A 19,727-nucleotide genomic window follows, 5' to 3' on the forward strand; every position below is an offset into this window, starting at 1 on the left:
CGGCCGCCTCCCCGCCGGCGCCCTGGACCTCCGCCGTCTCGGCCGCGCCGACGGCCCCCCGCGGCACGGGGGCGGCGAGGGCCCCGCCCCCCCCCCCCGCCCGCTTCCCGCGGGACGGGTCGGATCGACCCTCGGCCGCTCGGGTGGCAGCGCCGCGAACCGATCCCCAAGCGGGTCGTCAGCCATGACGTGAGGACGGGCACAGGTCTCTCGGGTGGCCACGGAGCGTCGCGACTCCGTGATCGCTGAAACCCGTGCTCGCCTTGTCGTCGAGGCCCCCCATGTCGCCTACGTGCGCGAGCTCTTGGATGACATCCCGGTTGGGGAGTCCGCGGGTGCGGATGAGTGGCCGGCCGTGGTCTGTGACAGCTGCACCGACTCCGTCGTCGTGGGCATGCAGGGTCTGCGCCCGCGCTCGCCCACACCGGCAGCAGAGCGCATCTCCGTCAAACGGCAACCCCTCGTGCGGGAAGAAACCCTCGTCGTGCAGCCCCCTTTCACAGGTCTCGGCGGCGTACGACGAGCGCGGCGAAGGGCACCGCAACCAGGGGCCAGGCAACGAGGGTGATCCATGCCTCGGTGGCCGTCGCCGGGTAGTGGATGCCCGGTGGGAAGCCGAGTTCGTCGAGGCGCCACAGCCGCTGCCAGGCGGTGTAGGGCATGGCGTGCGCGATGGCGGCCGACCAGTGATGCCGCTCGTCGAAGAATTCAGGGACCAGCAGGAGCAAGGCGGCCGTCGTGACCATGGTGGTCGCCGTGTGCCGGATGACGGCGCCGATACTCATGCCGATCAGCGCACACACTGGTGCGAGCAGGGCGGAGGCCAGTACAGCGCGCAGCGCGCCCGGGTGGCTGATGGACAGGTCGATGTGCCGACCGGACAGGACGGCCTGGGCCACGGCGAACGAAGTCGCGGCGATCAGTGCGCCGTAGACGGCGGTGGCGGCGGCCACGGCAAGCGACTTGGCGGCCGTCAAGGAGCCTCGGGCGGGGACGGCTGTGAAGGTCGTGCGCACCAGGCCGCTGGCGTACTCGCTGACGACGACGATCGCGCCGATGCTGCCGCTGACGAGCATGAGGACCATCGCCGCGCTGGGGACGTAAGCGTCCAGATAGCCCGCCGCCGGATAGCTTGCCCGCAACTGTGGCGAGTAGTCCGGCCAGTTGCGGTAGTCGGCGAGGACACCGTTGGTGTTGAACAGGATGAGGGCTGCCGCGCTGAGGGCGAAGGTCCACCGGATCGAGCGCAGCGACCAGAGCTTGATCCATTCGGCGGCGAGCAGGTCGCGGAACTGCGGGCGGGGCTCGGGGACAGCGGCTCGGGTGGTCGCCTTGGTCGTTGTCATCGCGGGTCTCCGGCGCGGTATTCGACGTGATCGGTGGTCAGGTCCATGAACGCCTCCTCCAGGGAGGCGTTCTGTGTGGCCAGCTCGCCCAACAGGATGCGGGCCTGGAAGGCAAGTTCGCCGATCCGGGCTGCGCTCAGGCCGGTGACCTTGAGCGTCCCCTCCCCGTCCGGGCGCACGATCGCGCCGTGGGTGGTGAGCAGTGCTGCCAGTGCTTCGGGCTCGCGCGTCCGCACGGCCACGCTTGCCCCAGCGCTGCGCGCGGCGAACTCGGTCAGGCTTTCGGCCGCGATCAGTTCACCCCGGCCGATCACGATGAGCTGGTCGGCGGTGCTCTCCATCTCGCTCATCAGGTGGCTGGAGACGAACACCGTGCGGCCTTCGGCGGCCAGGCGGTGGAGCAGGCCGCGTACCCACAGCACGCCCTCGGGGTCGAGGCCGTTGAGCGGCTCGTCGAAGAGCAGCACCGGCGGGTCACCGAGCAAGGCGGTGGCGATGCCGAGCCGCTGCTTCATCCCGAGCGAGAACCCGCCGATCCGCCGGCGCGCCGCGTCGGCCAGGCCGACCTCCCGCAAGACCTCGTCCACCCGGTGGCGCGGGATGCGGTTGCTGCGGGCCAGGGCCCACAGGTGTGCGTACGCGCTGCGCCCGCCGTGGACGGCTGCGGCATCGAGCAGCGCACCGACATGCCGAAGCCCGCGCGGATGGTCGCGAAACCGCAGCCCACCGACCGTGACTGTGCCACCCGTCGGCCGGTCGAGCCCCAGGATCATGCGCAGAGTGGTGCTCTTGCCCGCCCCGTTGGGGCCGAGGAAGCCGGTAACGTGCCCCGGCCGCACGGTGAAGGTCAGGGCGTCGACAGCCGTTGTACTGCCATAGCGCTTCGTCAGTTCTTTCGCTTCGATCACGCGTCCAACGGTGCCCCGGAGCGCGCGTCCCGGCATCAGACCGGTGTCCGCTCTTGTGACTTCCGGTCAACCGGACATCGTACGACCCTGGTCTGACGCCCTTACGGAGATCGTGTGGCTACGATCGGGTGCATGTCCGTCTTGTCGAGCCTGTCCCTGCTCAGACGCGTGCCACCGGGTCTCTGCACGTCACTGACCTGGTGTGCGGCGATGGTGTACGTGTTGGCCGTGTACGCGTCGTTCCCCGGCCGGTCCCGACCGATCGACTACCCCGCGGCCGGGACCAGCCCCTCGGGCTCGGGCTGGCTGGCTCTGGCAGTGGCCACTGCCGTCACACTGGTCGGTAGCGCCGCACTGCACCGCAGGCCGCTGCCGGCCTTCGCCCTGCTACTCGTCGGCGCGTTCACCGCCTCCATGGCGCTGAACCTGAAGCAGATCCCGATTCTGTTGTTCCTGGCGGCCGTTGTGGCGCTGGGCTTCCTCGCCGCCTCCCGCCCCCGTAGGACCTCGCTCACCGCGGCTGCCATGGCGCTCGGCGCACTGATCGGCTACCCGAGCCTGCAACTGCTGGCAGGACCGGTCAGCACCACGGCGGAACTCGCCGACGCCCTGTCCGGCGCGGTTGCCTGGCTGATCGGCAACACGGTACGTCAGGCCCGGGACCACACCCGCACGTCGCGCGCCCAGGCGGCAACCCAGGCCGCCACCGCCGAGCGGCTGCGGATCGCGCGCGAGCTGCACGATCTGGTCGCGCACAACATCGGCATCATCGCCCTCCAGGCCGGCGCCGCGCGCATGGTGATCGACATCGATCCACCGAGTGCGAGCCAGGCCATGACCGCCGTCGAAGCCGCCGGCCGGGACACCCTGGCAGGGCTGCGCCGCATGCTCGGCGCACTGCGGGAGGCCGAACCCGATGACCTGTCCGGGCCCGTGCCGCTGGGTCCGGCACCGGGCTTGGCGGATGTCGAGCGGCTGGCCACAGCGACGGCAGCGGCCGGTGTCCGGGTCGAGGTGCGGTGGCAGGGCGAACGGCGACCGATTCCTCCGGAGATCGACCTGTCGGCCTTCCGGCTCGTCCAGGAGTCGATCACCAACGTGGTCCGACACGCCGGCACAGGCTCGTGCAACGTGTCCATCGACCAGCGCCCCGAAGAGTTGTTCATCGAGGTCCTCGACTGCGGGCGCGGGTGCGGCACCGCGGTGGGTTCCGGTTACGGCCTGATGGGACTGCGGGAACGAGTCGGCCTCCTGGACGGCGAGTTCTCCGCCGGGCCCCGGCCCGAGGGAGGCTTCCGGGTGACCGCCCGTCTGCCCCTGCCGACAGGGGTCCGATGACCGTCCGCATCGTCCTCGTCGACGACCAACCACTCGTGCGCGCCGCCCTGCGGATGGCCGCTGCCACCAACCCCGAGATCGAGGTCGTGGGAGAGGCCGGCAACGGCACCGACGCGGTCCGGCTCTGCGAGAGCGCCCGGCCCGACGTCGTGGTGATGGACATCCGTATGCCCGGCATGGACGGCATCGAAGCCACCAGGCTGATCACCGCCGGGCCCACCACAGCCCGCGTCGTCGTCCTGACCACCTTCGACGACGACGAGTACGTCTACGCCGCACTGTGCGCCGGTGCCTCGGGCTTCCTCGTCAAGGACATGGCGCTGGAGGACATCCTCGGTGCGATCCGCGTCGTCGCCGCCAGCGATGCCCTGATCGCGCCGAGTGCCACCCGCCGCCTGATCGCACACCACACAAGCCGCGCCGAGCCGACCTCGGCGCGGCAATCGCTCGATGGCGTCACCGAACGCGAACGCGAGGTGCTGACCCTCGTCGGGCGAGGCCTCTCCAACACCGAGATCGCCACCCACCTCACCATCAGCATGGGCACCGTCAAAACGCACATGACCCGTCTGCTCGCCAAGCTCAACGCCCGCGACCGTGCCCAACTCGTCATCAACGCCTACGAGACGGGCCTGGTGTCAGTGCGACCCTGAGCAGTGCCTTGCCGCCGTGGCCCACCCCCTGTGCCCTCCCGTGACGTCGACAGCTGCCTTCACCGCGACACCCTCGGAGGCTCCCGCGACGGGCCGAGCATCCGTGGAGGACACGCACCCGCAGGTGCCCCGGACATTCGACGGCGGACCCGGCGCCGGCGCGGCCGTTCCGCCCCGGGGGCAGGCCGGTTCGGGATTCGGCGGGGTGTCGTGACCGAATCGGGTCCGCGGTGGATAGCATTTCCTCGTCGGTTCCGTGATCTCGGTTCCGTGATCTCGACGGTCCTTTCGTTCGGATCGATCGACCGCACCGGGGCGGGTGTCGCCGCGGGTGACTTACGGTTCGCCGCAACAGCTTCCCGCCCTTCTCGCCGGCGCCGTGGAATCGCAGGTGGCGCTTTCCCGCCGAAAGGTTCGTATGATGACAATCGCTTCCTCGGCAGCGCGGTGTCTCGGACTGGCCATGCTGGTCATGGGATTGACCACGCCGGCCGCGGCGACGCCCGCGCCGCCCGACCTGGGGCGCGCGGGCCGGTGGCTCACGGACGACCAGGGTCGGGTCGTCACCCTGCACGGCGTGAACATGGTCTACAAGAAGCCGCCGTACTTCCCCGCGGCGGGAGGTTTCGGCGAGAAGGACGCGCGGTTCCTGGCGGAGAACGGCTTCAACGCGGTGCGGCTGGGCTTCGCGTGGAATGCCGTCGAGCCGCAGCCCGGGGTCTACGACGACGCCTACATCGAGCAGATCGGGCAGACCCAGCAGTTGTTGGCCCGGTACGGAATCCACAGTCTCGTCGATTCCCACCAGGACGCGTTCAACGAATCGGTGGGCGCGAGTTGGAGCGGGTTCCCCGCGTGGGCGGTGTTCGCCGACGGGCTCCCGGTGAAGCCGAATCCGGGCTTTCCGGAGGTCTACTTCACCAGCCCCGCGCAGAACCAGACGTGGGCGAACTTCTGGCACGATCACGCCGCGTCCGACGGTGTCGGTCTGCAGGAGCACTATGCGGCCATGTGGGCGCACGTCGCGCAGCGCTTCGCGGGCCGGCCGTACGTCCTGGGCTACGACCTGATCAACGAGCCGTGGCCCGGTTGGGACTACCCGACCTGCTTCCCGGGCGGGTGCCCCCGCTTCGAGAAGGACGTGCTCGCGCCGTTCGAGGCGAAGGCCATGAACGCCGTCCGCCGGGTCGACCGCGATCACCTGCTGTTCTACGAGCCCTCCCTGACCAACGACTTCGGGACACCGGACTGGATGCCGAACCCCACCGGCGATCCGAACGCGGGGATGAGCTTCCACGACTACTGCTTCGGCCCGGTCGACACCTGTGTGCCCAACGGGACGGACCGCGCCGCCGCCGACGGCGTCGTCGGCCTGCTGACCGAGTTCGGTGCGACCGAGGACGCGGCGAGGCTGACCCGTCTCGCCGACCGCTTCGACGGCGCCATGCTGTCCTGGATGTTCTGGTCCCGGCCGCAGGACCAGACACCCGGTCACCCCCAGGAGCCGCCGACCGGCCCGAACCTGATGGACCCGGCGGTCGTCCGGCCGTATCCGCGCGCGGTCGCCGGTACCCCGCAGCAGTGGAACTACGACAGCACGACCGGGACGTTCACCCTCCGGTACGGCGCCCGCCGTGCCGATTCCGGTCAGCCGTTCGCCCCCGGAGCGCGCACCGAGGTCTTCCTGCCGCAGGGCGACTACCCCGACGGCTACCGGGTCGAGAGCCGGGGCGCCGACGTCGTGTCCGCCCCCGACGCCCGGCTGCTCCGACTCGTCACCGCTCCCGGGCAGGAGACCGTCCAGGTGACCGTCACACGACGATGAGCGGAACCCGGGGCCGACCGCGGCCAGCACGCGCCCCCCGCGCTGAGGGGAGCCGACGGCGGCCCGGGCGGGTGGGGTGCGGCGGACTTCCGGACGCGGTGTCAGGCCTGCGCCGTGGGCCGGACGACGATCTCGCTGACGTCGATGCCCTCGGGCTGGTCGATGGCGTAGCCGATCGCGGCGGCCACGGCGGAGGGCGGCATGGCGATCTCCTCGCGCTGCCGGGCGAGCGCCGCCGCCACGTCGGGGCCGACTCCCTTGCCGACGCCCTCGGTGTCGGTGAAGCCGGGTGAGACGAGGGTGACGCGCAGGTCGGGGCCCGCTTCCTGCCGCAGGCCCTCGGACAGGACCTTCACGGCCGTCTTGGTCGCCGCGTAGACGGCCTGCGGGGACTTGACGACGTAGGCGGCGGTGGAGGCGATGGTGACGAAGTGGCCGGAGCGTTGCTCCCGGAAGACGGGCAGTGCGGCCGCGATCCCGTTCAGCAGGCCGGTGATGTGGGTGGCGACCATGGCGTCCCAGTCGTCCTGGCGCAGTTCGTCGAACGGGGAGACGGCCATGGTGCCGGCGTTGGAGACCAGCACGTCGAGCCGGCCGTACCGGTCGAGCGCGGTGTCCGTCAGGCGCCGCAGGTCCTCGCGACGCGTCACGTCGACGACGGCGCCGACGGCGCTGCCGCCCCGTGCGGTGATCTCGGTGACCACCGCGTCCAGCCGCTCCCGGCGGCGGGCGCCGAGTACGAGGTGCGCTCCCTGCGCGGCGAGGTGGAGGGCCGTCGCCGCTCCGATGCCGCTGCTGGCGCCGGTGATCGCCACGACCTTGCCTTCGATTCCCGACACGGGCCACTTCCTTTCCCTGGGTGGATGGCCGCAGGCGGCCACGCAGGTAAGTGGGGACTCCTCCGCTTACCTCTCCGAAGAGTAAGTGGGGAACTCCCCGCTTGGCAATCGACCCGCCATCGGTCGGAAAATCGGCCGACAGCCGACAGCCGACAGCCGACAGCCGACAGCCGACAGCCGACAGCCGACAGCCGACAGCCGACAGCCGACAGACCGGACAGGAAGGGACGACACGTGACCGACGGCAGCACCCAGCGCCCGCTGCGCGCCGACGCACAGCGCAACCGGGAGAAGATCCTCGCGGCCGCGGTGCGCGTGTACACCGAGGAAGGCCTCGACGCCCGCCTGGAGCACATCGCGAAAGCGGCGGGCGTCGGCAGCGCCACCCTCTACCGCAACTTCCCCACCCGGGAGGCCCTCGTCGAGGCGGTCTACCGCAACGAGGTGGCCCAGCTGTGCGCGGCCGTCCCCGGACTGCTCGCCGCGAGACCGCCCTACGAGGCCCTGCACGCCTGGACCCGGCTCTTCCTCGACTACGTCGCCGCCAAATCCGGGATGGCCGACGTGCTGCGCGCCGTCACCGCGGCGGGCAACAACCCGCACGGCGACAGCCGGGACATGATCCGCCGGGCCCTCGCCGAGCTGATGGACGCCTGCGCGGCCGTCGGCGCGATCCGCACCGACATCAGCCCCGCCGACATGGGCGCCGCCCTCGAAGGCATCGCCGTCACCTCGGCCAGACCCGACCAGCGGGAGCGGGCCGAACGCCTCCTGGACCTCACCCTGGACGGACTGACGGTCCGTCCGTGAGCCCCGGCTCCGCCCGGCCGCCGGTGGAGCGTCGACACGGTGGCCGGGCTCTGAGCAGTGGCGGGACGGGCCCGGACGGCGAACCAGGCGGGGGGAGGGACGCCGTCCGGGCGGCTCGTTGCCCACCCGGCCCTCTTCTCACCCCGATCCGGCAGGCCAAACACCCGGGTTCGGCGGAAGCCCGCGCGACCCGGCGCCGAGTTCGGCGAAGCCCGCGCCGCACGGCGCGGTCGCGGGGCCGGGCATGAAGTCCCGAAGTGGGGGCACACGGTGGGCGTCCGAGTCGGACCGAAGACCGAACGAGGGGAGAACGTCGTGACGATCCTGTGGGCCGTGATCGCGGGTCTGGTGGTGGGTCTGCTGGCGAAGCTCGTCCTGCCGGGCCGTCAGCCGGTGCCGCTGTGGCTGACCGTCCTCGTCGGCGCCGCCGGCGCGGTGCTCGGCAACGCCGCGGCCTCCTACCTGGGTGTGCGTCACACCGGCGGCATCGACTGGATCCGGCACGCGCTGCAGGTCGGCGTGGCGGCGGTGTTGATCGCACTGGTCTCGCCCGGTTACGCCCGCCGGCACCGCTGAACCGCCGACCGGAGAACCGTCCGATGGAGGCCCTCACCCGGCGGTGAGGGCCTCCACGGCGTTCGCGCCGGGCGGCCGGCACGGCTCGACGGGGGAACGGTGACGTGCGCACCGGTGGTGCACCGGCCGGGCCGGGCCGCGACGGTCGGCGGAGAACGGCGGACCCGCCGTCGGGGCAGGCGGGTCGGCGGTCGGCTGCCGCTCCCGTCGCCTGCCGGTCCCGTCGGCGGCGTGGTCGTTGGCGGTGCGGCCGGTGACGGCGTTGCCGGTGGCCGCGCGGGCGCCGCGGCCCGGGGAGCGCCGCCGGAGGTTCCGTGGGGCGCCGGGGACGCACGGGGCGGCAGGTGACACCGTGACGGTCGGTGTGCGACGCTGCAGTTCGCGTGCTGTCGCACGCGGGGGAGCCGGGGGGTTCGCATGAGCGGTGGGTCGCCGTCGCGTACGCGCGGGCGGGTCGGTCGGCCGGTGGGAGTGCTGCTGGTCGTCGTCGGCCTGCTGCTCGCCGCCGCGGCGCTGCGGCCCGGGGGCGGACTCCTGGGCACGGCGGCTGCCGGGCCGGTGACCGGCACCGGGGTCGTGGTGCTGATCGGGCTCGGCTGGGCGGTGCTGGTCGGCCGGTTCGCGGTGCGTTTCCGCGAGGAGGTCCGCCACCTCGACGGGCCGACGCCCCGGGCCGAGCGCCTGCGGGAGGCGGCGATGCTCCTGCTGCCGGCGGCCGCCGTCGCGGTGCCGCTCCTGCTGCTGGTCCTGCGCAGCCGGGTCTCCGGACCGCCCGACCTGCCGCACCCGAATCGTCCGCCGGTCACCCTCGCCCCCGAGACCGTCCCGCCGGCTCCACCACCGGTGCCGACCGTGGCCGAGGCGCCCGGCGTGCTGCTCGCGGCGCTGATCGCCCTGGCGGCAGCGGCGCTGGTCGTGTTCGTCGTCGTCCTCGTGCTCCGGCTGCGCCGGCGCGCCCGGCTCCCGGAGGTGCCCGAGGTGCTGCCCGCCCCCGCGCCCGCGAGCGCCGAGGCCGCCCTCGCCGAGGCCGTCGACTCCGGCCGCCGGGCCCTCAGGGGAGCGGACGCCCGGGCGGCGGTGATCGCCTGCTACGCGGCGATGGAGGACTCGCTGGCCGCCTCCGGCCTGCCCCGGCACGCCTGGGAGAGCCCGACGGAGCTGCTGCGCCGCGCGCTGTCGGACGGCCGGATCGACGCCACCGGGGCCCGGGAACTCACCGCGCTGTTCCGGGAGGCCCGGTACTCGACCCACCCGATGGACGATGGCCACGTGCGCCGGGCCCGTACGGCCCTGGACGCCATCGCCGCCGGGCTCGCGGACGCGGCACCCCGGGAGGACACCGCACCCCCGGCGGACGCCGCGGCGCAGACGGAGGGAGGACGCCGGTGAGCAGCGCGACACCGCGACACCACGGGCCGGTGGACGGCTCCGACGGGTCGGCGGACAGGTCCGCGGACGGGACGGAGCGGGAGCTCGCCCGGCCGGGGTCGGTGCGGCACAGCCTGATCGAGCTGGCCGTGCCCGCCGTCCTCGCCGAGGTGCTGTTCGGCCTGGTCGGCGGGTGGCCCGGGGCGGGGGCCGGCGTCGTCCTGCTGACGGCCACCGGTCTGCTCGTCGCCCGCCGGGTGGCCGGGGCGGGAACCGGTGCCCGCACCCTGCGCAGCCGGGCGCGGCAGATGGAGGCGTACGAGCCGGGCCTCGGCGACTGGCGCTGGACGGTCCGCCAGGGCCTCGACCCGGACGGCGACGCCGCGCCGCTGCGCTTCCGCCTCCAACGGCTGTACACGGTGCGGCTGGCGGAGGTCCACGGCGTGGACCTGTCGGTCGACCGTGACCGGGCTGCCGACCTCCTCGGGCCCCGACTGTGGCCGTGGATCGACCCGTTGGCGCCGGCCCCGGCCGGGGCCTTCCCGGCGGCGGTCCTGAGCGAACTCGTCGACCGGCTCGACTCGCTCTGACCCTCCGGACCCGGGGGCCGGCGCCTCCGGAGCCCGGGTCCGCCACGCCTCCCACCACCGACCGCATCGTTTCCGCAGGAGCGTCATGTCCGACCTTTCCACCAGCGTCCACGACTCCGCCCAGCCCGCGGTCGGCCCGGCCGACCCGGCCGCGTCGGCAGACCCTGCCGTCCCGGGTGCGCCGGAGGCCGTCCCCGCGACCCCGCCGCTGACCTTGCCGCCGCTGACGCCGCAGCAGGCCGGCGAGCGGGCCCGCGCGGTGATCACGGAGATCGAACGGGCCGTGGTCGGCAAGCCCGAGGCACTGCGCCTCGTCATGCTCGGCGCCCTCGCGGGCGGACACGTCCTGATCGAGGACCTGCCCGGGCTCGGGAAGACCCTGCTCGCCCGCTCGTTCGCGACCACCCTCGGCCTGGACTTCCGCCGGATCCAGTTCACCCCCGACCTGCTGCCCTCGGACGTCACCGGCGCGCCCTTCTACGACCGCAACACCGGCGAGATGGTGTTCCGGCCCGGCCCGCTGTTCACCCAACTGCTGCTGGCCGACGAGATCAACCGGACCCCGCCCAAGACCCAGGCCGCCCTCCTGGAGGCGATGGCCGAGAGCCAGGTCTCCGTCGACGGCGCCACCCGCCGCCTGCCGGACCCCTTCCTCGTCATCGCCACCGCCAACCCGATCGAGTACGAGGGCACCTACGCCCTGCCCGAGGCCCAGCTCGACCGCTTCCTGCTGCGCGTGCGCATGGGCTACCTCCCCACCGCCACGGAGGCGGCGATGCTGCGCGCCAGGATCGACCGGGCGGCCCCCGAGCCGGTGCTGCGGACGGTGGCCGGGCCCGCGGAACTGCTCGCCATGCGGGCCGCGGTGGAACGGGTCGAGGTCGACGACGACCTGGTCGAGTACGTCATCGCCCTCGTCGACGCCACCCGCAACGACCAGCAGATCCAGGTCGGCGCCTCGCCGCGCGGCGGCCTGGCGCTGATCCAACTGGCCCGCGCCCACGCCATGCTGGAGGGCCGCGACTACCTGACCCCGGAGGACGTCAAGGCGCTCGCCGGCCCGGCCCTGGCCCACCGCATCACGCTCAAGCCGGAACTGTGGGTGCGCCGGATCGAGGCGGACGACGTGCTGGCGCGGCTGATCGCCTCCGTCCCCGCGCCGCGGACGCTGCCCCGCGCGGAGGCGCTGTGAACCGCACCCCGGACGCCGGCCCGCGCGGAGGCGCTGTGAACCGCACCCCGGACGCCGGCCCGTCCCCCGCGCAGGCCCCGTCCGGCGAGGGCACGGACCGGCTCGCCCGCCGCGCCCGGGCCCTGGCCGTCGCCCGCAGCGTCCGCGCCACCGCCGCCGGCCTGCCCGACAGCCCGCCGTCACCGCACTGGCGGCCCGCCGAGCAGACCCTGCGCCTGCTCACCGTGGCCACCGTCGCGGCCCTCGCCGCCCTGGCCACCGGACACGCCTGGCTGCTCGCCCCGGCCGCCTTCGCGGCCGTCCTGCTCGCCCTGGCGGCCCCCGCGGGCAGCCGCCCCACCCGGCTGTCCGCCGAGAGCACCGCCCGGCCGCAGCGCTGCTTCGAGGGCGAGCCCGTCACCGTCCACGTCACCGTGCACCACGACGGCCGGACCGGCCCGCCCGAGCCCGCCGTGGCACTCGGCCCCGGCCTCGCCCTGGACGCGCTGACCGTCACCCCGACCGGCGTCGACCTCGTCCTGCGCGCCGACAGCTGGGGCCGCCGGCACCTGGGCGTCGTCGACCTCGACGTGCCGGACGCCCGCGGCCTGGCCCTTCGCACCGTCCGCGCCGACCTCGGCACCGTCGACGTCTTCCCCGTCCCCGACGCCGCCCGGCTCACCCCGATCCCGGTCCGCCTGCCCGAACGGATCGGCGAGCACACCACCGCGCACGAGGGCACCGGCATCGAGGTCATCGGCGTCCGCCCGCACGTGCCCGGCGAACGGCAGCGGCGGATCCACTGGCCGTCCACGACCCGCCGCGACGCCGTCCAGATCAACCAGTTCGCCGCCGAACGCGCCGCCGACGCCGTCGTCCTGCTCGACACGCTCGCCGACTACCTCGACGCCGCCACCGGACGGCGCAGCCTGGACGAGACCCTGCGCGCCGCCACCGGCCTCACCCGCGCCTACCTGCGCCGGCACGACCGGATCGGCCTCCTCGCGGTCGGCGGGCGCCTGCGCCTGCTCACCGCCTCCACCGGGGAACGGCAGCTCTACCGCATGGTGGAGAGCGTGCTGGAGGTCCGTCAGGACCGGCCCGCGCGCGGCCCCCTCCCGCCCCTGCCGCTCGCCGCCCTGCCCGGTCACGCCCTCGTCTACGCGTTCACCCCGCTCGCCGACCAGCGCGTCCTCGACGTGCTCGGCCGGGTCCGCGAACGCGGCAACCCGCTCGTCGTGGTGGAGATCCCGGTCGGCGAACCGGCGGCCCGCCCCGGCGACGGGACCGACGTCCTCGCGCTGCGCCTGTGGCGCGCGGAACGCGAGGCCATGCGCGCCACCCTGCGCGGCCGGGGCGTCCCCGTGGTCCGCCACACGCCCGGGGAGACCCTGGACCTGGCGCTCGCGCCGCTGCTGCGCCGCCGGATCACGGGAGCCGCCGGATGACCGCCACCGAGCCGGGACCACCGGACCGCACGCTTGTCGCCCCGAACCGCACGCTCGCCGCCCCGGACCGCACACCGGGCGAACCCGATCGCGGGCTCGCTGCCCCGGCCCGCCGCCTCCGCACGGCCCGCCCCACCGGCTGGGGCCCGCGCCTCGAACGCGCCGCCCTGCGCGGCACCGGTACCGCCCTCGCCCTCGCCGCGGCGGGCACCGGGGCCGGGACGCTCACCGACCGGTTCGGGCCCGTCTGCCTGCTGCCGGTCGCGGTCGGCGCCCTCTGGGCCGCCGTCCCCGCACCGGACGGCCCGGTCTCGCCGACCTGGCTGAGGCACCTGTCCGCCGCCCGCACCACCCTCCTCGCCGCAGGATCCGTCCTGCTCGCCGCCCTCGGCGAGCCGCCCTGGTGGCGGGCGCTCGCGGTGACCGTCCTGCTCGCGGCGCACCTGCTGCTGCTCGACGCGCTCGGCCCCCGGCGCCCGAGCATCCGCCCCGCCGCCGCGGGTGCCGCGCTCACCGCCGCGCTGCTGGTCCTGCTGCCGGCCTTCGCCGCCACCGGGGCGGGCGAGTGGTCCCGCCCCCTCGCCGTGCTGGGCCTGGTCGCGGCCGCCGTCGGTGTGGGCCTGGCGTTGCGCCCGGAGGGGACGCCGCCGGACCCGGTGGACGAGCGGTCGGACGGCGCCGGCCCGGCCCGGTCCGGCAGGCCCGCCGGCGGGCGTCGGGCCCGGCGCCGGCACTGACCGGGGGCCGAGGCCTGCTCCCACCCGGGCGCCGTCGGACGGACGGCGCCCCGTCACCGGTCCGGTGCCGGTTCTACGCACGCCCGGTCGCCCGGCCGGTCCCCGTCGCCGGGCCGGTGGGTGCGCCCGTCGTGGGCCTGCCGTGGGCCCGTCGTACACACCTGCACCTCCCGCTTGCCGACCACGACCGGCGCGGCCTTGCGCTCGCCCACGACGACCGGCGAGGCCCACCGGCCGACCTCCTGCCGGGCCGTGGCAACCCGACAGTCGCGCGGAGCCCGCAGCGGATCCTCACCGGCTGGACGGCCGTCGGCGGTGACGGCGTGCCGGGCGAGGAGTTCGTCCGGAGGCCGGGCGTCTTCGCCGTGGAGCCGGACGAGGAGCGGATCCGGTCCGGCGACCTCCGGACGGCGCGCCCGCTCCGCCCCGGGCTCGCCGTTCCGTACCCCCGCCGACGTCAAGGACCTTTCCTTGGTTGGTGGTTGGGGTGTGCGTATTCCCGGCCGGCGGGGTCGCCCGGCGCGTAGCATCGGAGCCCGCCTCCGGGGCGGGGCCGTGCGCGGGGAGCGCGCGGCGGGGAGCGGCCGGCAGGCGGAGGAGAGGGGGCGCGGATGACGGATCGTGACGTCCGTCGGAGCGTGGTGCGGAACGGGCTGGTGGCGCTGGCCGTCTGGTGGCTGTGGATGCCGCTGGTCGCGGTCGTGGTGTGGCTGGTCAAGCACTTCGCGTTCGGTGGCTTCGGGCAGCAGGACCAGAGCTACGTGCTGCTGCTCCAGCAGGAGTTGTTCCCGCACGGCGGTGTCCTGGACGCGACGCCGCTGTTCTGGATCTGGGCCGCGGTCGGGCTGTGCGGCACGGTGGGCGCGGTGGTGTACGTCGCGGGGGAGTCCGGGGCCGGGTTCGGCGGCCGGTGGGTGCGCCTGGCGCTGGTGGTGACGGTGCTGGCGGTGGTCGGTTCGCTGGTGCGGGTGGGCACCGGGTTGTGGGACGACGACAAGGACGCGGGCCGTTTCTACGCGGCGGCGACCGTGCTCGACGTCCCGGAGGGCGGTGCGGGCACGCCGCGTTCGGTGCTGCCGGTGACCGAGCACACCCGCCCGGGGGACGGCGTCCGCTGCGACCTGGTGGGCACCGCGGACGTGCCGGCCTGCGTGAAGACCGCGCCGATGCCGGACTTCGACTTCGAGGCGCGCACCGCCTCGTACGCGGCGGCGACCAAGGCCCTCACCGACAGCGCCGGCCTGACCTCCGGTGTCCACCTGATGGGGCACAGCCTGCACTACCTGCCCGACGCCTCGCGGGGCGGCGGCGTGTGGACGGCCGTCCTGGACGGTTCCGGCGAGCAGCCGATGGAGGGCGTCGCCGTCTGGGACGGCCGCTCGAACTCGGTGGCCACCTGCGCGTTCCGCGGCGACCACGCGTTCGGCCGGGCCTTCGCCGGTTCGGGGGCGGTCAGCCTGCGCAACCTGCTCGCCGAGCGGTTCCCCGAACTGGTCTACAGCGACCAGGACATCTGGGGCTACTGCGACGGTGCCGACCCCCGTACCGCCCGGCCGGTGGTGGTGGTCTCGGTGGCGCGGCAGATCGGCTGGCGGCAGCGCACCGTGCTGGAACCGGCCGGGGTGCTGGTCCTGCGCGGCTCGCCCGACGGCCGGCCGGCCGTCACGTACCGGGCGGAGGTCGCCCCGGGTGAACTGCCCGGCGCCGTGTACCCGGCCTCGGTCGTCCGGGACCAGATCCACGAGGTGCAGTGGCTCGGCGGGCGCGGCGCCAAGGACGACCGCGGTTTCGGCTACGACCACACCTCGGCGGCGACCAACGCCGGCAACCCGGGTGAGTTCCTGCTCCGCTCGAAGGCCGACGGCCACCTGTACTACGTGACGCCGCTGGTACCGCGGGAGAGCTCCTCGCAGCTGGTGGTCGGGTACGCCGTGCTGCAGGCCGACCGGGCCGGCGGCGGCCTCAACGAACTGCACGTGTACGTGCGCGGCGACGACGCCCCGTCGGTGAACCTGGACGTGCTGGCCGGCCGGATGGTGTCGTACATGGCGCAGCAGACCTCGATCACCATCAGCGCCGGGCAGGGCGGCGCGCTGCAGGAACTCGTCCCGTTCGGCCGGGACATGTGGCGCGGCTTCGTGGACTTCAACGGGCAGACCCAGGACTACATCGACCTGTCGGGCGATGCCACGGTGACGCCCAACCTGGTGTCGCTGAACGGCAGCATCACCCCGCCCGGCGGCGGCCAGCCGGCACCGGCACCAGCACCGGCACCGACCGCGACCCCGGCCCCGGCACCCGGCGCGTCGGCCCCGACGGGCGGGTGCGGTGGTGATCCGGGGCAGCTGACGACCGGGCAGCTCGCGGCCTGCGTCGCGGAGCTGTCCAGGCAACTGCAGGGGCGCGTCCAGGATCCGGCGCCCGCCCGGCCGTGACGGCGCCCGCCCGGCCGTGACGGCGCCCGCCCGGCCCTGACGGCCGCCGCTGACGGCGACCGACCGCCGCGGGGACGTACCCCGGGGCGGTCGGCGCCCCCGGCCGGGCGGAGGAGGTGAAGGATCTGCGATCAGGGGCTCCCGCGGCGCCCTCCGGCGGTAGATTTCGCTGCCATCGTGGGACTCCGCCGGTACGACCGCCGCCCGGCAGCGGTCCCCGGGGAGAGTGAGGACACCGTGCCCGGTCCACCCTTTCGGCCCGTCGGCCCCGCGCGCCGCCCCGAACTCCTCCAGGCCCTGCGCACCGGGCCGTTCGACCTCGCGCTGCGCACGGCGATCCGCGACAGCGGGCTGAGCCTGGAGGGGATCCAGCGCCGTCTCGACCGCCGCGGTGTCCAGGTCAGCGTCTCCAGCCTGAGCTACTGGCAGCGCGGCCGCAGCAGACCCGAACGGCCCGACTCGCTGGCGGCGGTGCGGGTGCTGGAGGAGGTGCTGGGCCTGCACCGGGACGAACTGGTCGTCCTGCTCGGCCCGCGCCGCCCGCGCGGACGCTGGGTGGAACACGTCCCCGGTTCGCTCGACTACGCCAGCACCTTCGGTGATCCGGCGGTGGAGGGCGTCCTGGCCGACCTCGACCCGCGCACCAACGCCCGGGTGGAAACCCTGCACACCCGGGTCGACGTGCACATCGGCGCGCGGCGGGAGGAGCGCCGGGTGGACGTCGTGCAGGTGGTCCGCGCCTTGGCCGCGGGCGCCGACCGGCTGATCCTGCTCACCCAGGCCAAGCCCGAGATGTCCGCCGGCGCCGACCTCGGTCTCTCCGGCCTGGTCGGCTGCCGACTCGGGCGGCGCCGGGTGGACCGCGAACGCGGCCTGGCCGCAGCGGAGTTACTCCTCGATCTGGTGCTCGGGCCGGGGCAGTGCACGGTCGTCGAGTACAGCTACGCCTATCCCTCGGAGCAGGTCGCCACCCGCTACCAGCGCATGGTGCGCTTCCCCGGGAAGAACCTGGTCCTGCGGGCGCGCTTCGACCCGGCGGACCTCCCGGCCGGGTGTGCCGCGCTCTGGCGCCCGCAGCACGACGCGCCGCCGTCCAGTGACGAGCAGCTGAGGGTCTCCCCGGCCGGCCACGCCTGTGCCGTGTTCCCGGACGTCACCCCCGGTATCTACGGGCTGTCCTGGGAGTGGAACGAGGACCTCGCGCCGGTGCCGCCGCGGGCCGGCTGACCACCCCGGCCGGGAGCGCCCTTCGGCGGGCCGTCGCTCGTGCCGACGGCCCGCCGAAGGGTTGGTGACGATCCGTCAGGTGTGTCGACGGATGGTGTCAGCGGACGACGGCCGGTGCCAGGGCGGCGCGCACCAGCAGGGCGGGCGCCCCGGAGCCGTCGGCCGGGACGCTCCACACGTCGGTGCCGTCGTCGCTCGGCAGCGCGTACGCGAGGGTCCGCCCGTCCAGCCACAGCGCCTGGTCGTCGACGTCGCGCTGCTCGGCGGTCGCGCTCTCCGCCATGGTCCGCAGGTCCAGCACGTACAGCCGCCAGGGCGCGTCGTCGGGCAGGCCGGGCACGCGCTTCTTGTACGCGATCCGGGTGCCGTCGGGGGACAGCGAGGGGCACTCGACGTTGCCGTGCACGGTGGTGAGCGTGCGGCGGGTGACGTCGCCGGCGGCCAGGTAGGTGCGGCCGCCGGTGGCCACGGTGGCGTAGAACCGTTCGTCGTCGGCGAAGGTCACGCCCCAGACGTTGACGTCCGGGGAGCGGTAGGGCGCGCCGTCGAGGGTGACGGCGTCGTCCTCCAGGTTCTCCTGGAGCGTCCAGGTGCGGGTGTCCAGGACGGAGGTGCGGGTGGAGAAGGAGCCGCCGGCGTAGGAGTCCCCGCTGAGGAAGACCGTCCACGCCACCAGGTGTCCCGAGGGCGACACCCGGGCCCGGGTCGGGATCCCGGCCAGGTCGTAGTGCCGCACCTCGTGCAGGGCCGCGTCCAGGACCACGGCGCGGTAGCCGTCCTGGACCAGCCCGTGCACCGCCTGCAGGCAGATCCCGGTGCCCGCCGCCGCGTGGAAGCGCAGACAGGTGGGGGCGGACGCCGCGGTGCGGGTGTCGTCCGGCTGCCCGAGCGGGACGGAGGCCAGCTCGTCGCGGTCGGGGCCCCAGGTCATGCTGCGGAACACCAGGCGGGGGCCGTCCGGCTGGGCGCCGAGCGTCACCGTCCCGGCCCGCACCGGCGGCCCGTCCGCCCGGGCGCCGCGGGCCTGCCCGGCGGCGTGCAGCACCGCCAGCGTGCCGGTCGCCGCGAGCAGCGCGACCGCCGCGAGCAGGACCAGGAACCTGCGTCCGCCGCTCACGCGGCCTCCTCCCCGCGCGCCGGGCCCGGCCGCAGCACGCACGCCGCCACGGCCACCGCCCCGGCCAGCGCGGCCGTCATCGCCGCCAGTGCCGCGCCGTCCCCCCACCGCGCCCACAGCACCCCCACCGCCAGCGAGCAGCCGAAGCGGCCGGCGGCCTGGCCCGTGCCCACCAGCGCCAGGCCGGCCCCCTGCCGCGCCGCGGGCACGACGGCGGCCGTGGCGGCCGCGAGCATCCCGTCGGTCGCCGCGTAGAACACGCCGTGCAGGGTGAGGACGACCGCGGCGACCGGCAGCCCGCCGGCCGGGCGCAGCAGCAGGACGGCGTACCCGGACAGCAGGGCCAGGTGCCCCAGGACGAACACCCGCCGCCGGCCGTACCGGTCACCGGCCGTGCCCAGCGGGACCGCGAGCAGCAGGTACACCGCGGCCGTGCCGAGCGGCAGCAGCGGGAACCAGCCCGCCGGCAGGCCCAGGCGCCGCTGGGCGAACAGGTAGACGAAGGAGTCGCTGAGGGTGGCGAGTCCGAGCAGGGCCGCGCACAGGCAGACCCGGCGCAGGCCGGGCAGGCGCAGCAGCCGGGCGACGGGCCGTCCGGCCGGCAGCGGGAGCACGCCGCCGACCGTGCCACCGGGGCGGGCGGGCACGCACAGGACGAGGACCAGGACGCCGAGCGCCGCGACGCAGGCGCTGACCGTGAAGACCGCGTGGTAGCCGCCCGGGGCGGCGCGCAGGATCAGGAAGGCCAGCAGCGGTCCGGCCAGCGCCCCGGCGGTGTCCATCGCCCGGTGCACGCCGAACGCGCGGGCGCGGCGCTCGGGCGGGGTGGACAGGGAGATCAGCGCGTCGCGCGGGGCGGTGCGCAGCCCCTTGCCGGCCCGGTCCACGGCGAGGACCAGGCCGAGCACCGGTGTGGTGCGGGCGAGCAGCAGTGCCGGTTTGCACAGCGCCGAGAGCCCGTACCCGGCGGCCGCGACGGCCTTGTGCCGCCCGTGGCCGTCGGTGCCGTGGCCGTCGGTGCCGGGCCGCTGGCCGTCGGTGCCGTACCCGCCGGGCCGGTGGCCGGGCCGGTCGGCGAGCAGCCCGCCGAGCAGCCGGACCACGACGGTCGCGCCGTTGTACACGCCGTCCAGGACGCCGAACCCCAGGGGGGACACGGCCATGGTGGTGACCAGGTAGATCGGGAGCACGGCGGTGACCATCTCGGAGGAGACGTCCGTGACGAGGCTGACGGTCCCGAGCGCCAGCACGGTGGTGGCGATCCGAGCGGGCCGCCCCGGCCGTCGGGCCGGGGCGGCGTCGGACGCCGGGGTGTGACGGCTGTCCGCGAGGTACACGG

General features: G+C 74.8%; 17 protein-coding genes. 12 read left to right on the forward strand and 5 right to left on the reverse strand.

Going from position 1 to position 19,727, the window contains the following annotated elements:
• Positions 1-497: 497 nt before the first annotated feature.
• Together ACFV0O_RS00835 and ACFV0O_RS00840 are read right to left on the reverse strand one after the other, a co-directional pair.
• Positions 498-1,346: an ABC transporter permease gene (locus tag ACFV0O_RS00835; RefSeq protein ID WP_380334407.1), complete on the reverse strand. Its 849-nt coding sequence runs from the start codon at positions 1,344-1,346 to the stop codon at positions 498-500.
• The gene (locus ACFV0O_RS00840) at positions 1,343-2,254 is read right to left on the reverse strand and encodes an ABC transporter ATP-binding protein (RefSeq protein WP_380334410.1); all 912 of its coding nucleotides are present in this window, start codon (positions 2,252-2,254) and stop codon (positions 1,343-1,345) included. The genes ACFV0O_RS00835 and ACFV0O_RS00840 overlap by 4 nt, the downstream gene beginning before the upstream one ends.
• Positions 2,255-2,386: 132 nt before the next feature.
• Here ACFV0O_RS00840 and ACFV0O_RS00845 point away from each other — a divergent pair, with 132 nt between their 5' ends.
• The 3 genes from ACFV0O_RS00845 (at position 2,387) to ACFV0O_RS00855 (ending at position 6,070) form a co-directional block, all read left to right on the forward strand.
• Positions 2,387-3,592: a sensor histidine kinase gene (locus ACFV0O_RS00845; RefSeq protein ID WP_380334413.1), complete on the forward strand. Its 1,206-nt coding sequence runs from the start codon at positions 2,387-2,389 to the stop codon at positions 3,590-3,592.
• Positions 3,589-4,245, forward strand: a complete 657-nt coding sequence (locus ACFV0O_RS00850) for a response regulator (RefSeq protein WP_380334415.1) — start codon at positions 3,589-3,591, stop codon at positions 4,243-4,245. The genes ACFV0O_RS00845 and ACFV0O_RS00850 overlap by 4 nt, the downstream gene beginning before the upstream one ends.
• Positions 4,246-4,717: 472 nt before the next feature.
• Entirely contained in the window at positions 4,718-6,070 is a 1,353-nt protein-coding gene (locus ACFV0O_RS00855; protein ID WP_380334418.1) for a cellulase family glycosylhydrolase, read from the forward strand.
• A 101-nt stretch (positions 6,071-6,171) separates the two neighbouring features.
• Here the strand turns inward: ACFV0O_RS00855 and ACFV0O_RS00860 are convergent, their stop codons facing one another.
• Positions 6,172-6,909 (reverse strand): SDR family oxidoreductase, encoded by a 738-nt coding sequence (locus ACFV0O_RS00860; protein ID WP_380334421.1) that lies wholly within the window; start codon positions 6,907-6,909, stop codon positions 6,172-6,174.
• A gap of 234 nt (positions 6,910-7,143) precedes the next feature.
• Between ACFV0O_RS00860 and ACFV0O_RS00865 the strand changes: the two genes are divergently transcribed.
• The 9 genes from ACFV0O_RS00865 to ACFV0O_RS00905 all read left to right on the forward strand — a co-directional run bounded on the left by ACFV0O_RS00865 (position 7,144) and on the right by ACFV0O_RS00905 (position 17,271).
• Complete coding sequence (locus tag ACFV0O_RS00865; RefSeq protein WP_380334424.1) at positions 7,144-7,719, forward strand: TetR/AcrR family transcriptional regulator; 576 nt, start codon at positions 7,144-7,146, stop codon at positions 7,717-7,719.
• 315 nt (positions 7,720-8,034) lie between these two features.
• Positions 8,035-8,295, forward strand: coding sequence for a GlsB/YeaQ/YmgE family stress response membrane protein (locus ACFV0O_RS00870; protein WP_380334427.1), 261 nt, complete (start codon positions 8,035-8,037; stop codon positions 8,293-8,295).
• Between the two features lie 465 nt (positions 8,296-8,760).
• Positions 8,761-9,684, forward strand: coding sequence for a DUF4129 domain-containing protein (locus ACFV0O_RS00875; RefSeq protein WP_380334430.1), 924 nt, complete (start codon positions 8,761-8,763; stop codon positions 9,682-9,684).
• Complete coding sequence (locus ACFV0O_RS00880; RefSeq protein ID WP_380334432.1) at positions 9,681-10,253, forward strand: hypothetical protein; 573 nt, start codon at positions 9,681-9,683, stop codon at positions 10,251-10,253. Before ACFV0O_RS00875 ends, ACFV0O_RS00880 begins: the two co-directional genes overlap by 4 nt.
• An 85-nt stretch (positions 10,254-10,338) precedes the next feature.
• Positions 10,339-11,445, forward strand: coding sequence for an AAA family ATPase (locus tag ACFV0O_RS00885; protein ID WP_380334435.1), 1,107 nt, complete (start codon positions 10,339-10,341; stop codon positions 11,443-11,445).
• Between the two features lie 35 nt (positions 11,446-11,480).
• Positions 11,481-12,872 (forward strand): DUF58 domain-containing protein, encoded by a 1,392-nt coding sequence (locus ACFV0O_RS00890; protein WP_380334438.1) that lies wholly within the window; start codon positions 11,481-11,483, stop codon positions 12,870-12,872.
• Positions 12,869-13,609, forward strand: a complete 741-nt coding sequence (locus tag ACFV0O_RS00895; RefSeq protein ID WP_380334441.1) for a hypothetical protein — start codon at positions 12,869-12,871, stop codon at positions 13,607-13,609. Before ACFV0O_RS00890 ends, ACFV0O_RS00895 begins: the two co-directional genes overlap by 4 nt.
• Before the next feature lie 611 nt (positions 13,610-14,220).
• Entirely contained in the window at positions 14,221-16,044 is a 1,824-nt protein-coding gene (locus ACFV0O_RS00900; protein ID WP_380334443.1) for a hypothetical protein, read from the forward strand.
• 237 nt (positions 16,045-16,281) lie between these two features.
• A complete protein-coding gene (locus ACFV0O_RS00905; protein ID WP_380334446.1) occupies positions 16,282-17,271 on the forward strand; it encodes a helix-turn-helix domain-containing protein in 990 nt (329 codons plus the stop codon).
• 97 nt (positions 17,272-17,368) lie between these two features.
• Here ACFV0O_RS00905 and ACFV0O_RS00910 read toward each other — a convergent pair whose 3' ends face one another.
• Together ACFV0O_RS00910 and ACFV0O_RS00915 are read right to left on the reverse strand one after the other, a co-directional pair.
• The gene (locus tag ACFV0O_RS00910) at positions 17,369-18,388 is read right to left on the reverse strand and encodes a TolB family protein (RefSeq protein ID WP_380334448.1); all 1,020 of its coding nucleotides are present in this window, start codon (positions 18,386-18,388) and stop codon (positions 17,369-17,371) included.
• Entirely contained in the window at positions 18,385-19,725 is a 1,341-nt protein-coding gene (locus ACFV0O_RS00915) for an MFS transporter (protein ID WP_380334451.1), read from the reverse strand. The genes ACFV0O_RS00910 and ACFV0O_RS00915 overlap by 4 nt, the downstream gene beginning before the upstream one ends.
• Positions 19,726-19,727 lie beyond the last annotated feature (2 nt).

The sequence above is a fragment of the Kitasatospora sp. NPDC059577 genome, assembly GCF_042735475.1.
GTDB lineage: Bacteria > Actinomycetota > Actinomycetes > Streptomycetales > Streptomycetaceae > Kitasatospora.

What these genes read in the sequence shown, in the direction of transcription:
- ACFV0O_RS00835 (WP_380334407.1), bottom strand. Translation starts at nt 1,346, where the DNA reads ATGACAACGACCAAGGCGACCACCCGAGCCGCTGTCCCCGAGCCCCGC.
- ACFV0O_RS00845 (WP_380334413.1), top strand. Translation starts at nt 2,387, where the DNA reads ATGTCCGTCTTGTCGAGCCTGTCCCTGCTCAGACGCGTGCCACCGGGT.
- ACFV0O_RS00850 (WP_380334415.1), top strand. Translation starts at nt 3,589, where the DNA reads ATGACCGTCCGCATCGTCCTCGTCGACGACCAACCACTCGTGCGCGCC.
- ACFV0O_RS00855 (WP_380334418.1), top strand. Translation starts at nt 4,718, where the DNA reads ATGGGATTGACCACGCCGGCCGCGGCGACGCCCGCGCCGCCCGACCTG.
- ACFV0O_RS00885 (WP_380334435.1), top strand. Translation starts at nt 10,339, where the DNA reads ATGTCCGACCTTTCCACCAGCGTCCACGACTCCGCCCAGCCCGCGGTC.
- ACFV0O_RS00895 (WP_380334441.1), top strand. Translation starts at nt 12,869, where the DNA reads ATGACCGCCACCGAGCCGGGACCACCGGACCGCACGCTTGTCGCCCCG.
- ACFV0O_RS00900 (WP_380334443.1), top strand. Translation starts at nt 14,221, where the DNA reads ATGACGGATCGTGACGTCCGTCGGAGCGTGGTGCGGAACGGGCTGGTG.